The organism is Streptococcus sp. 3874 (assembly GCF_013276425.1).
In the GTDB taxonomy this organism is placed as follows: Bacteria; Bacillota; Bacilli; order Lactobacillales; family Streptococcaceae; genus Streptococcus; species Streptococcus pseudopneumoniae.
On the sequence record NZ_VMLA01000020.1, the window covers coordinates 32,423 to 46,318 of the forward strand.

The window sequence follows — 13,896 nt, forward strand, 5'->3', positions numbered from 1 at the left end:
ATCGCTTCAAATTTTAAATTATTTTCTTAGTTTGCAGATATTCAAGAATCAGTCGTTTTTCTATAGTAATCTGCCGATTTATTACAGCCAAGCATCTCAAAAATACGGACAGCATCCTCCATCTTTTTCTGTCCTTCCTTGACTCTACCTTGCTTGCTATCAAGGAGACCTTCCGCCCACAGATAAACAATCCGGAAATAGGTCTCATTTTCCTTGTAGAAATGCTCTTCGATAACACGTTTAAAATAAGAGGCATTGGTAAATTCTTCACACTCAATGCTGGCTAAAAAACCATTCAATAGTATAGTGTGAAACAGGTTTCGATTACCAGACATTTCCATTAGAAAATCAGATTTTCGTACCATCTCTCTAACATACCTAGTGAAAAGAGAAGCAGATAGAAATTGTGAACTGACTGAAAATAAATTGAGTTCATAGATTCCCCAAATCTCGGTAGAAAACAAATAATCATGAAGGACTTTCCCTTCCTCTGCCGTTAACTCTACCGTATCATCCATGCTCTTCATATAAGACTTAATCATAATGGCATTTAAAATATGTTTCTGTTTGTTTTGAGAATGGACATGCTTTTGATACTCCTTGCGATACAAGTCCTCAAGAGGAGCTATATTCTTTGGATCCAAGACATCTATGATTTCTTTTCTCAACTCAGAATCTGTATCATACTGAAAACCTCTCGCCAGAAAGAGAATTTCCTCTACACTGGCAGATATATTTCCCAAGGCAAATAGAAACTTTTCCACCGAAAGCTCACTCTGACCTGTTTCAAAGCGGGACAACATAGACGGCGAAAATTGTCCCCCGGTTGCTTGTCTCAGTGAGATATTTCTTGACTCTCGTAATTGTCTAAAGACTTTTCCAATCTGCTCCATAGACTTCCCCTTGATTCCGTATTTTCTTCATTTTATCATATTTTTCAGAAAATTCATCAAAAGCTTGCCAAATTGTCAGAGTTATGAGAAAATAGGGGATATTTATCATGTGGAGGGACTGTAATGAGAGAGGATATCAAAATCAATGACCGTGCTTTGGCCTTGCAAGATCAAATTATCGAAAAACTAGAGAAGGTTTTTGATACAGATGTGGAATTGGATGTTTACAATCTAGGGCTGATCTATGAAATCAATCTGGACGAAACAGGTCTCTGCAAGATTGTCATGACCTTCACTGACACCGCCTGTGATTGTGCCGAAAGCCTGCCTATTGAAATCGTTGCAGGTCTGAAACAAATCGAGGGGATCGAAGATGTCAAGGTTGAAGTTACCTGGTCGCCTGCTTGGAAAATCACACGAATCAGTCGCTATGGCCGTATTGCCCTTGGACTACCACCTCGTTAATCAGACCAATCACTTTTAAAGATGAAAAAAGCAAGCCGAAAATGGCTTGCTTTTTGATACTCAATGAAAATCAAAGGGCAAACTAGAAAACTAGCCGCAGGTTGCTCAAAACACTGTTTTGAAGTTGTGGATAAAATTGACGAAGTCAGCTCAAAANNAACCATACCTACGGCAAGGCGACGTTGACGTGGTTTGAAGAGATTTTCGAAGAGTATGAGTTTATTTTTTACCTGACTTGTCCATATTCCAGAAGTCTGTCACGGCTCCGCGTGAAGCAGATGATACGATGTGGGCATATTTACCGAGGACACCACGGCTATAAAGTGGTGGCAAGGTTGTTTCTGCCTTGCGTTTTTCAAGTTCTTCTTCGGATACGGCCATGGAAATTTCTTTGGTATCTTGGTCAACCGTAACGATATCGCCTGTACGAAGATAGGCAATTGGTCCACCATCCTGAGCTTCAGGAGCGATATGTCCAACAACCAGACCATAAGTACCACCAGAGAAACGTCCATCCGTCAAGAGGGCCACCTTGTCTCCTTGACCTTTACCAACGATCATTGAAGAAAGGGACAGCATCTCAGGCATACCAGGACCACCCTTAGGTCCAACGAAACGAACAACGACTACATCGCCATCAACGATTTCATCTGTCAAAACAGCCTGAATGGCATCTTCTTCTGAGTCAAAGACCTTAGCTGGCCCAACGTGACGACGCACTTTAACACCTGATACCTTGGCAACTGCACCGTCAGGAGCAAGGTTTCCGTTCAAGATGATAAGCGGACCGTCCGCACGTTTTGGATTTTCAAGTGGCATGATAACTTTTTGACCTGGTGTGAGGTCTGCAAAGTCAGCCAAGTTCTCAGCAACTGTCTTACCAGTACATGTGATGCGATCTCCATGAAGGAATCCATTTGCCAACAAGTACTTCATAACCGCAGGGACACCACCGACTTCGTAGAGGTCTTGGAAGACATACTGACCAGATGGTTTCAAGTCGGCCAAGTGAGGCACACGCTCTTGGATCGTATTGAAGTCCTCAAGTGACAAGTCAACATTGGCAGCATGGGCAATGGCAAGCAAGTGAAGAGTGGCGTTTGTAGAACCACCGAGAGCCATCGTCACAGTGATGGCATCTTCAAAGGCTTCACGAGTCAAGATATCTGATGGTTTGAGACCAAGCTCCAACATCTTAACAACAGCACGTCCTGCTGCTTCGATATCTTCTTTCTTATCAGCTGATTCAGCTGGGTGAGATGAAGAACCTGGCAAACTCATACCCAAAACTTCGATAGCAGTCGCCATGGTATTAGCAGTATACATACCACCACAGCCACCAGGGCCAGGGCAGGCATTACATTCAAGACGTTTCACGTCCTCAGCTGTCATGTCACCGTGGTTCCATTTTCCGATACCCTCAAAGACAGAAACCAAGTCAATGTCTTTGCCATCAAGATTTCCCGGTGCAATCGTTCCACCATAGGCAAAGACTGCAGGGATATCCATATTGGCAATGGCAATCATAGATCCAGGCATGTTCTTGTCACAGCCACCGATAGCGACGAAGGCATCCACGTTGTGACCACTCATAGCCGCCTCGATGGAGTCCGCGATGATGTCACGAGATGTTAGAGAGAAACGCATACCAGGCGTTCCCATAGCGATCCCGTCTGCTACGGTAATAGTTCCAAACTGTACAGGCCAAGCGCCTGCAGATTTGACACCTTCTTTAGCCAGTTTCCCGAAATCATGCAAGTGAATGTTACATGGTGTATTTTCCGCCCAAGTCGAAATCACTCCCACAATCGGTGTTTCAAAGTCCTTATCTGTCATACCAGTCGCACGAAGCATAGCACGGTTTGGTGATTTTACCATACTGTCATAAATGCTACTGCGGTGACGTTTATCTAATTCAGTCATTTGTTCCCTCCCATTTCAGTTTTTACTATTATAGCACATTTTAAAAGCAATGAACAGAAGAAAATTCTTGAATTTTCAGAAAATTCTATATACATATGAAATATTTAAAACTAAAAACAACAAAGCGGATTAGGGCACTTTCTGATGACCAGAATATGCTTTTTAATCCGCTTTCTTTAAATAACGTACTGTAATTGTTACAAAAATTCTTTCAGAACAGTGTATTCAACATCTATCTTGCATTATAAATTTCTAGAACTTTCTCTTTTATATTCGATTCACTCAAACCATACTCATTAAGAAGATAATCCACTTTCCCTACTTGACCGAATCTTTCTTGAACACCCATCCGATGAATTTTTGTTATTCCATCATCAGAGAATAATTCACATAAAGCACTGCCAATTCCACCTATCTGATTGTGGTTTTCTACAGTAAATATAGTTTTTCCACTTAACATTGTTTTTATCTGTTCTGGTATCGGTTTGATTCTAAATAAATCTATCACACCTACTGAATAACCTAATTTAGACAGTTCATCTACAACTCGAATACTTGGAGCAACCATTATGCCAGAAGCAACGATTACAAGATCTTCCCCGTGTCTTAACTCAATGTAGCCTTTAGAAAAATCTTCTCCACCTTGATAGACAGCCTCTGGAGCTTTTCGAATTGTTCGAATATATTTTAGTCCTTTTAAGTCTAATGTCTGGTTCAAGATTTCACGAAATTGGATATCATCAGTTGCTTCGAAAATGATCGATTTAGGAATTAAACGTAACAATCCAATTTCTTCAAATGGGATATGTGTCCCACCATTCATTTCCGCAGTTACTCCTGCATCTGATCCAATAACAGTGGCATCCAATTGTGCGTATCCAAGAGAAATAAATAATTGATCAAATACTCTTCGTGAAGCAAAAGGGCCAAATGTATGAAGATAAGGTCTAAACCCCTGAATAGACAAGCCTGCTGCAAGGCCGACCATTTCTGCTTCCATAATCCCAACATTCACATAACGGTCTCCAAAGTCCTTTTCAAGATTATGAGTAGCCATCGAACTTGACAAATCGGCTTCTAAGACTACTATATCAGAATCACTTTGATTAGCCTCTAAAAGGAAGTCTCTATATACATGCCGTAATTCTTTCGTGCTTCTCATCATTCTGTTTCCTCCAATTCCTGACTTAATCTTTCTACAACTGAAGTTAACATTTGTTTCTCCTCTACAGTAGGGCGAAGATGATGATTGGATTTCATTTCTTCCAGCTCTTGAACCCCTTGACCTTTAATAGTATCTAATACAATGCACTTAGGTGATGAATTATTTGACTGTTTTAATTGGACAATCCCTTCATAAATTTCTCTAATATCTGAACCCTTGACCCTAATGGATTCAAATCCAAATGCTGAAAATTTTTCTACGAAGTCACCTGGATTACAAATATCCTTTGTAAAACCATCTAATTGTTTTTTGTTATCATCAACAAATACAATTAAGTTGGATAACTGTTGCTGAGAAGCAAACTGTATAGCCTCCCAACATTGTCCCTCATTTAACTCACCATCTCCAACAATAGCATAGGTATAAAAGGGACTTTTTCTTATTCTCTGACCATATGCAAGTCCAGTTGCAACACTAATTCCTTGTCCTAAAGAGCCCGTTGTCATATCTATGCCTGGCGTTAGATTTCTATCAGGATGAGACGGTAATTTGGTTCCATTTGTATTTAAAGAATATAAGAATTCTTTGTCAAAGAAACCATTCAAATAGAGTGTACTGTATAAAGCTGGTCCTCCATGACCTTTTGATAATATGAAATAATCTCTATCTCGTGCTGCAAATATTTCTGGAGTCATTGGCATTATTTCACCATAAAGCACTGCTAGAACTTCTACGATAGACAGACTTCCTCCGTAATGTCCGAATCCAAGATGATTCAATGTTCTAAGAGTATTTAATCGGATGTTAGTCGCAAATTTTCTTAACTCATCTTCTCTATTTTCACTTAAAATCATCCCTTACTCCTCCTTTGCAGATGGCTTTTTAATAAAGGATACTCCAAACATAACTGCTAAAATAAGAACAAGACCAATCACAATGCCTGCTTGTGAGCCAAATTGATTTAACATTCCTAAAATAATTCCTGATAGACCAAAATCTGCATCTGAGAAAGTTGATCCTTGGAAACCAAGTCCTCCCAAAACTGGCATTAAAAAGACTGGAAGAAAACTGATTAAAATACCTTGTAAAAATGCTCCAATAGTGGCTCCACGAACACCACCAGATGCATTCCCAATGACACCTGCAGTCGCTCCACAGAAGAAATGAGGTACAACGCCTGGTAAGATAACAACCGTTCCTGAAGCAATCATAATTGCCATACTTACTAAACCACCAACAAAACTAGAGATAAATCCAATTAGAACTGCATTGGGTGCATAAGTATAAACAATCGGACAATCCAAAGCAGGTTTTGAATTAGGTACAAGACGCTCTGAAATACCTTTAAAGGCTGGAACAATTTCACCCAAAATAAGGCGAACACCTGCTAAAATAACAAATACCCCTGCTGCAAATTGACCTGCTAATTGTAAAGCATAAACTAGACCACTTGTACCACTACTGATTTCTTTTTCTATATATTCTGACCCTGCAAAGATAGCTACAATAATGTAAATAACTGCCATGGATAAAGTAATACTAACAGTGCTATCACGTAAAAAAGCTAAACTCTTTGGAAATTTAATGTCCTCTGTTGATTTTGATTTGTCACCGATAAGGCTACCAGTAAAACCACTCAACCAATATCCCAAAGAACTGAAATGACCTAAAGCCACCTTGTCATTTCCAGTTAATTGAACCATATATTTTTGCACAAATGCTGGGGAAATACTCATAATAATACCGAGTGCTAATCCTCCTAGTAAGATAAGAGGCAAGCTAGTAAAGCCAGCAACTGATAAAATGACCGCAATCATACATGCCATATATAGAGTGTGGTGCCCTGTTAAAAAAATATATTTAAATCGAGTAAAACGAGCGATTAAGATATTGAACACCATGCCTGCAAACATAATCATTGCAGTAGCTGAGCCATATGTTGTTAAAGCTACAGCTACAATTGCTTCATTATTCGGCACAACGCCAGATAAATGAAAAGCATGCTCAAACATGGTACCAAATGGATTTAAAGAATTTTGTACAATTCCTGCACCACCAGATACAACTAAGAAACCAACAAAGGTCTTAATTCCACCTTTAATAATATCAGGTAATTTCTTCTTCTTAAGAACTAATCCTAAAATTGCAATTAAAGCTACTAAAATAGCTGGTGTACTAACAATATCCAATATGAACTTCATCATGACGCTAGCCTCCTATATAAGTCCTTTTTCTTCACAAAGTTTAGTAATTAATTCTCGTAGTTCATCCATATCAATAATACTATTTAAGATACGAACATCTCCAAGATGACTAGCTGAATCAGCTAGATCACGACCAACAATCCAAATATCAGCTGCATTTGGATCTGCTCCACCTAAATCATAATGTTCAACTTCTACATCTGAAACATTCAAATCACTCAATACAGATTCAATATTCATCTGTACCATAAAACTTGAACCTAATCCTGAACCACAAGCTGTACCAATTTTTAACATTATCTAATCCTCCTGTTTAATTATCATTTTAATATCATTATAGTTTTTTGATGATATTAAAGTTTGAACATGATTTTTATCTCTTAAAATTGTTGTTAAATGTGACAAAGCCTTTAAATGACTCTCATTATCAATGGCTGCAATACAAATCAACAATCTTACCTCTTGTTCTGGATTATCCAATAAATAAATCGGTTCTTCCAAAACTAACATTGACATTCCTATTTCATTCACACCTTCATCTGGCCGAGCGTGAGGAATTGCTACTCCCTTCCCTAAATTAATAAAAGGTCCAAACTCTTCTACTTTTTGAATCATTGCCTCAGGGTAGTTCTCAGTTATCTTATGTTGATCCAAAAGCGGTTTAGCTGCTAAACGAATCGCCTCCTTCCATCCTAATTTTTGCGAACTAACCTGATAGGTTTCTTTGGTAATAAGTTGTTCTAGCACTGGTACAATTTCCTTTCTATCATTTTTTTGATAAAGATAATTCTTTAACGCCAATCTTAATTCCAATTCTTGTGTAATAATTCCATATCTTTTGACAATATTCAGGATTTGTTCAATCTCAAAATCTCCATACTCTAAATTCGGAAAATCTTTTAACACTAGTTCTACTAGTTGTATTGCTTGCTCTTCAGTCATCATAACCGAAACTAGATAATTTGGCTTTTCTGTCTCCACCTTTATGGTAGAAAAAACCATATCATAGTCACTACTAGCTTTCACCTGTAAATCATCAATCTTTGAGGTTCCTATAAACTCAATTTGAGGAAATAATGCTAATAGATTCTCTTTTAACATCAATGAAGAACTAACACCATTAGGACAAATGATTGCTGCTTTATAGCATTTTTGAGGCAAAGTATCTGCTTTCTTTAAATAACCTCCGAAATGGATAACAAAATATGCTGTTTCACTATCAGGTATGGGATTGTCAATAGCGTCCATCAAGGGCATCAAAGAATCTTTGACTAATTCAAATAAATCAGGATAATGTTCTTTAACATGCAATACATATTCATTTGAACTAGGTAGGCCGAACTTTAATCTATAGTAAGCCGGTATAAGGTGGCGGCGAAGATTTTCTCTCAATCCTTCCCTTTGTTTAAAATGTAACAAAGAAATATCTTCCATTCTACTTATAATAGCCTCTGTTAATTGATTAAAGTAAACCGGAGCAACATCTACTTCACCTTCAAAGCAACTTGATAATAAAACTGTGATATAGCGATAATCATCCTCAGAAAACACCGTATCTATAATTCCCAAATCAACCACTGTATCCAATAAAATAGTGGTTATATCTTGAATAACAGGAGATACTAATGTCTCTGAAAGACATACTCTTTCAACATCCCTTTGATACCTACACAGAATGAATACTAAACCGAAAAGGTAAACTTTTAATTGATTAACAATAGGTACTAGCTGTAGCTTCTCATAATAATCTTTAACTACCTGATTTATCAAATCATAAGTTAATGAATACCCCCAACTGGATAAAACATAATCCAAACCCCAAATCCCTATGGAGGATTCCAGCAACTCACTAACCATTTGAAAAGCTAAGCGGTGCTTATTCCACTCTGAACCGTGTAAAGTATAACCTTTTGCTCTACTGTACCCTAGCTCCAAATCATTATCTAACATAATCTTTCTTAATGATTGAATATCAGATAAGGTTGTATTCTTACTTACTTTCAAAAAGTCTTGGTAATGATTATTCGATATAAAATCTAATCGGCAAAAAGTGTAAAGATAGATTAAAGCTAAGCGAGTCGACTTTGGTAAAACCAATTCATCCGACTTAATAATATCTGTCAAAGACTGCTTCGTACGATTTGATAAACTATAGCGACCTTGTTTTTTATCCAGCACTATCCCTTTATTAGCTAGATAAGGCACTAAATAATCTATTCCTTCTTTGACTTCCTTTATAGGTAAGCTCACCTTAACAGATAATTCATATAATGATAGCTCACAATGATCCATCAAAGTCATCAAAATAACTAGTGCTCTATAATCAAACATTTCTCTTCCTTTCTAACTACAATTATAGTGTAAAAGTTATAAGAATAAAAGAGTATTTGAGCACAATATAATCTCACCTTTTAAAAGAAATTATTGGGCTGAAAGTTTTTAGTGATTATTTTCAACTTTCTATTGACTTTTAAAAACAAAGTGATATCATTTAGATATCAAATAATGGGAATGGTTGAAACGACACTGGAACGGCTCAATGAAGGGGAATTGGTAGAGATTGACGAAGAACGAAAAGCTGCCATGGTTTCAAATCTCCTTGTCGTTCTTTGTGGCAATCATGATGCACAACCAATTGTCAACACGGGAAGTCTTTACTAAAGATGGTTGAAGCTAAAAAAAAGCAGATCCCCCTTCGACTCTCAACAAAGTTATACGCTGCACTCACATCATGGGCAGAAGATGACTTTCGTTCAGTCAATGGGCAAATCGAATATCTCCTCACAGAATGTGTCAAACAACGGAAGAAAGACGGAAAATACGTATCAGAAACCATTGACGAACCATTTGAAATTGATATTTAACACCTTCTCCTGTCTGCTAGGTCTGACAGGAGAATTTTTTCATCTTTTTTTGTCAAGTAACTTTACTTTACAAAAAAAATGTGTTATCCTAGTATGGTTGATGAAAATCAGTAGATTGAATCGAATATAAATACCTAAAGGAGAAATCAAAATGGCAGTACCTGCACGTCGCACTTCAAAAGCGAAGAAAAACAAACGTCGTACACACTACAAAGTAACAGCTCCATCTGTAAACTTTGACGAAACTACTGGAGATTACTCACGTTCTCACCGTGTATCACTTAAAGGATACTACAAAGGACGTAAAATCGCTAAAGCTGCATCAGCTGAATAATAGAAGGGAGATACCATGCGCGTAAATATTACACTTGAACACAAAGAATCTGGTGAACGCTTGTACCTTACTTCTAAAAACAAACGTAACACTCCAGACCGTCTTCAATTGAAGAAATACTCACCAAAACTTCGCAAACACGTTGTGTTTACAGAAGTGAAGTAAGCATTCAATACGAATCAATACAGAAGAAAAACGCTGATTCAAGCGTTTTTTCTTTTTGTTAATTTCAGTACATTGCAATGAGAATCATTCGAATGACTACATTATTGATAATATTTGTTAAGCCATCAAAAGTAATTAACATTTCATAACGAGTAATCCTATTTAAACTCGTCTCACTATCTATTTTTTCTTATCTCTGTGTTATAATGAAATAAAACAAACATTTATATTCCGTTTTTAGCATCTCATTAAAATTGTTCAACATTAATCCTTTCAATCTATACTTAATGAAGATACACACTTTTAATCAAACTTAAACTCTAAAAATATTTACATTACTATTTTAAAAAATATCATAAAATCAAAGATTTAAATTGACAATCCAGTTTACTTTTTTACTTGATTTTCATATACTTGTCAATATACCTTAGAAATATAATTCAAGTACAGGTTATAGTCACTCACTACATTGGCTTTCTATAATAAAAATATTGAGAAAAAATTTTAATAGGAATTATAAACATGAATAATACATTTAAAAACATACCTAAACCCTATTTACCAGAAAAACTTCCATTTGACTATACTTCAATATATACAGATCCACAAATAATTAGATTAGTTTCTAAAGCAGGTATAGCTATTGGAACCTATGAAGGATTTTTAGCATCTATTATCAATCCAATGCTACTAATTTCACCATTGCTCAGCCAAGAAGCCGTCCTTTCCTCAAAACTTGAAGGTACTCATGCAACTCTAGAAGACCTACTAAATTACGAAGCAGGTAATAAGGTTGATATAGAACGTGATGAACTACATGAAATTATTAATTATCGAAAAGCACTTTTTTATGCTCTCGAAAATATTACTACAATTAATGACAATAACTCTAGAGGGTTACCATTATCTAATAGAATAATAAAAGAGATGCATAAAATTCTATTGGATAACGTTAGAGGAAGCAGCAAGAATCCAGGAAATTTTAAAAGAACTCAAAATTACATTGGAAGTAGAGCAACTATCTCTTACACACCAGTTCCGCCAGAACAAACTACGGAGTATATGTCCAATTTAGAACAATATATGCATCATGATGATTTAGACTTATTAGTTCAATCAGCTATTGTACATGCTCAATTTGAAATGATTCATCCATTCGAAGATGGTAATGGTCGAATAGGAAGATTGTTAATCCCACTGTTTCTTTACTACCAAGAATTGCTATCTTATCCTACATTTTACATGAGTTCATATTTTGAAAGTGATCGATCACTATATATCTCTCATTTATCAAACATCTCTAAAAATAATAACTGGAAAGATTGGTTTAAATACTATTTGGAAGGAGTAATTTTCTCAGCAGAAGAGAGTACAAAAAAGGCACAGGATATCTTAAACCTTTATAATAAGATGAAAGAAGAAATAATACCAAAATTGAATTCTGTCTCTGGTATTCAACTTCTTGATTTCATTTTCTCTTCTCCAATTTTTAAAGCAAAACAAGTCAGCAAACACCTTAGTATCTCTGAACGTACGGTATATACATTATTAAATAAATTAATTGATGAAGAATTTCTTTCAACAGACTCTGCTCAAAGAAATCGTACTTACTTTTGTCCACACCTGCTAAGAATAGTTCAATAATTTTATATTGAAGCTCATCTTCGTTTTGCTTCACTTCTACTTTCTTTCGTGAAGTAAAAACGGAATTTGCTTCATTAAAGAAAGATTAGGTGAAGCAAATCCCGTTTTTACTTCACGAAAATAATACACACTTTACTTATTTTGTTTTAGAAAAATAACATCACTTCTCAAAAAGTTAGTCATTATCTTTATGTTAAGGATTAAATTCTGTATTTGATAGGACTGAATCCTTTTAGTTTAGTTCTAATTCGATTTTTACTTAGATAATCAATAACAAAAATGACAATAGATTTTCTACTGTCATTTTATTTTTCTAAATTTTTAGCAGAGTATTCTCACAAGTCTCTAAATCTCTTTCAACTTTTCGAGATAGGCGGTTAATTCTGCTTGTGCTTCTGGTGTTGTACCTACTAGCTGGCTGCGCATGTGTGCGAGTCTGGCTTCTACCTCTCCAATCTCTTTATCAATCTCTGCGAGCTGGTCTGCGAGGTCGGCTAGAGGAACAACGGGTTCTTCCTCAAAGGTATCAACATAGCGTGGAATGTTGAGGTTGTAGTCATTTTCGACAATCTCTTCAAAGCTGGCTAGATGGGCAAATTTCTCGACATTCTCGCGTTTTTGATAGGTCTCCAAAATCTTGGCAATATGGTCTTCTGTCATATTGTTTTGATTTTTCCCTTTTTCAAACTCTTTTGAGGCATCGATAAAGAAGACATCCTTATTGGTGCGATTCTTTTTAAGGATAATAATGGTTGTCGGGATAGAGGTATTGTAGAAGATATTTGCTGGCAAGCCGATAACTGTATCAATAGCGCCTTCTTCTAGCAGGTGTTGGCGAATCTTTTGCTCGGCTGCTCCTCGAAAGAGAACTCCGTGAGGAAGGACAATAGCCATAACCCCATTGTGCTTGAGGTGGTAAAAACCGTGAAGAAGGAAGGCAAAATCTGCTTTGGACTTAGGTGCCAGAACTCCATAACTTGAAAAGCGAGGATCTTGCAAGAATCCACTATCTGCTGACCACTTCAGCGAATAGGGTGGGTTCATCAAAACCCCATCAAAGTCTGTCGGCTCCGTAGTCGGCCAATCTTCGTCTAGGGTGTCGTGATTGCTGAGGTGATAGTTCTCAATCGCAACTCCATGAAGCATCATATTCATACGAGCAAGGTTGAAGGTCGAAGTAATCAATTCTTGACCGTAGTAAGAAATCGTCGAAGCTTCCTTACTATAGCGCTTGGCATTAAGCAAGAGGGAACCAGAACCCATGGTCGGGTCGTAAACCGACATGCCCTTTTGATGCTCCCGCCCTGCAAAGACAACCTGAGTCATGAGGTGAGAGACTGCTTGAGGTGTATAGAACTCTCCAGCTTTTTTACCAGAATCACTGGCAAACTGGCCAATCAAGTACTCATAAGCATCACCCAAGATATCACCAGCATGACCAGAGACATTGAGGTCGTTGAGCTGTTTCATAACCTCAGAGATGGTCTTGTTTTGCTTTTGTGGGGTATTACCTAGTTTTTTGGCATAGAGGTCGATATCTTCGAAGAGATTTTCAAATTTTTCATTGGCCTGCTCGATATCACGGAAACTTTGGGCTAGGGATTCTAGCTGGAAGGTTCCTTCATGGATAGACTGAACCAGCTTGGTAAAGGTTAGAGAAGGCTCAATCACATAGCCCAGATCGTCATTTAAGACCTCGATGAGGTCTTCACGGACATCTGCATCCACAAAGTTTTCCTCATAGAGAAGCTGCACTTGCTGGAAGGACTCAAAAGTCTCGTCCAAGTTATCACAGACGGCTTGGAGGAGGTTGTCGGATAGGTACTTGTAGAAAATCAAGCCCAAGAGGTAGGACTTGTATTCATTGGCTTCCATCTGGCCACGCAGGATATCCGCGGCATTCCAGAGGGATTGGTAGAGTTCTCTTGATAAATCTGTTTGTGACATAGGGTCTCCTATCAATTTCTACTTTCATTCGTTTGGTGTAGCTTTTTGAGGTATTGGTATCTTATACTCAATGAAAATCAAAGAGCAAACTAGGAAGCTAGCCGCAGGTTGCTCAAAGCACTGTTTTGAGGTTGTAGATAGAACTGACGAAGTCAGCTCAAAACACTGTTTTGAGGTTGCAGATAGAACTGACGAAGTCAGCTCAAAACACTGTTTTGAGGTTGTAGATAGAACTGACGAAGTCAGTAACCATACCTACGGCAAGGCGACGTTGACGCGGTTTGAAGAGTAT

13 protein-coding genes and 2 pseudogenes are annotated in these 13,896 nt (G+C 37.3%); 7 read left to right on the forward strand and 8 right to left on the reverse strand.

Going from position 1 to position 13,896, the window contains the following annotated elements:
- Positions 1–41: 41 nt before the first annotated feature.
- Positions 42–893: an Rgg/GadR/MutR family transcriptional regulator gene (locus HT703_RS01955; protein WP_000434986.1), complete on the reverse strand. Its 852-nt coding sequence runs from the start codon at positions 891–893 to the stop codon at positions 42–44.
- 123 nt (positions 894–1,016) lie between these two features.
- Here HT703_RS01955 and HT703_RS01960 point away from each other — a divergent pair, with 123 nt between their 5' ends.
- The gene (locus HT703_RS01960; protein WP_001206380.1) at positions 1,017–1,358 is read left to right on the forward strand and encodes a metal-sulfur cluster assembly factor; all 342 of its coding nucleotides are present in this window, start codon (positions 1,017–1,019) and stop codon (positions 1,356–1,358) included.
- Between the two features lie 219 nt (positions 1,359–1,577).
- Here HT703_RS01960 and ilvD read toward each other — a convergent pair whose 3' ends face one another.
- The 6 genes from ilvD to HT703_RS01990 form a co-directional block, all read right to left on the reverse strand.
- On the reverse strand, positions 1,578–3,281 hold the full coding sequence (gene ilvD / locus HT703_RS01965; RefSeq protein WP_000137354.1) for a dihydroxy-acid dehydratase: 1,704 nt from the start codon (positions 3,279–3,281) through the stop codon (positions 1,578–1,580).
- Positions 3,282–3,513: 232 nt separating this feature from the next.
- Entirely contained in the window at positions 3,514–4,446 is a 933-nt protein-coding gene (locus HT703_RS01970) for a transketolase family protein (protein ID WP_172929879.1), read from the reverse strand.
- The gene (locus tag HT703_RS01975; RefSeq protein ID WP_000603571.1) at positions 4,443–5,300 is read right to left on the reverse strand and encodes a transketolase; all 858 of its coding nucleotides are present in this window, start codon (positions 5,298–5,300) and stop codon (positions 4,443–4,445) included. Before HT703_RS01975 ends, HT703_RS01970 begins: the two co-directional genes overlap by 4 nt.
- 3 nt (positions 5,301–5,303) lie before the next feature.
- Positions 5,304–6,650: a PTS ascorbate transporter subunit IIC gene (locus tag HT703_RS01980; protein WP_172929881.1), complete on the reverse strand. Its 1,347-nt coding sequence runs from the start codon at positions 6,648–6,650 to the stop codon at positions 5,304–5,306.
- A gap of 12 nt (positions 6,651–6,662) precedes the next feature.
- Complete coding sequence (locus tag HT703_RS01985) at positions 6,663–6,947, reverse strand: PTS sugar transporter subunit IIB (RefSeq protein WP_000912476.1); 285 nt, start codon at positions 6,945–6,947, stop codon at positions 6,663–6,665.
- Between the two features lie 3 nt (positions 6,948–6,950).
- Positions 6,951–8,981, reverse strand: coding sequence for a BglG family transcription antiterminator (locus HT703_RS01990; RefSeq protein ID WP_172929883.1), 2,031 nt, complete (start codon positions 8,979–8,981; stop codon positions 6,951–6,953).
- Between the two features lie 174 nt (positions 8,982–9,155).
- On the opposite strand from HT703_RS01990, the pseudogene HT703_RS01995 reads away from it, so the two are divergent.
- From HT703_RS01995 to HT703_RS02015, 5 genes and pseudogenes are all read left to right on the forward strand, one after another.
- Positions 9,156–9,311, forward strand: a pseudogene (locus HT703_RS01995) (hypothetical protein); the annotation flags it as partial.
- Between the two features lie 2 nt (positions 9,312–9,313).
- Positions 9,314–9,514, forward strand: a complete 201-nt coding sequence (locus tag HT703_RS02000) for a PTS ascorbate transporter subunit IIC (RefSeq protein ID WP_000228848.1) — start codon at positions 9,314–9,316, stop codon at positions 9,512–9,514.
- 151 nt (positions 9,515–9,665) lie between these two features.
- Positions 9,666–9,848, forward strand: coding sequence for a 50S ribosomal protein L32 (rpmF, locus tag HT703_RS02005; protein WP_000290417.1), 183 nt, complete (start codon positions 9,666–9,668; stop codon positions 9,846–9,848).
- A gap of 15 nt (positions 9,849–9,863) precedes the next feature.
- Positions 9,864–10,013: a 50S ribosomal protein L33 gene (gene rpmG / locus HT703_RS02010; protein WP_001265622.1), complete on the forward strand. Its 150-nt coding sequence runs from the start codon at positions 9,864–9,866 to the stop codon at positions 10,011–10,013.
- A gap of 522 nt (positions 10,014–10,535) precedes the next feature.
- Positions 10,536–11,657, forward strand: coding sequence for a Fic family protein (locus HT703_RS02015; protein WP_001066336.1), 1,122 nt, complete (start codon positions 10,536–10,538; stop codon positions 11,655–11,657).
- Between the two features lie 345 nt (positions 11,658–12,002).
- Here the strand turns inward: HT703_RS02015 and HT703_RS02020 are convergent, their stop codons facing one another.
- Complete coding sequence (locus tag HT703_RS02020; protein ID WP_172929885.1) at positions 12,003–13,604, reverse strand: type I restriction-modification system subunit M; 1,602 nt, start codon at positions 13,602–13,604, stop codon at positions 12,003–12,005.
- Positions 13,605–13,674: 70 nt separating this feature from the next.
- Here HT703_RS02020 and HT703_RS11600 point away from each other — a divergent pair.
- Positions 13,675–13,896 (forward strand): annotated as a pseudogene (locus tag HT703_RS11600) (hypothetical protein); the annotation flags it as partial.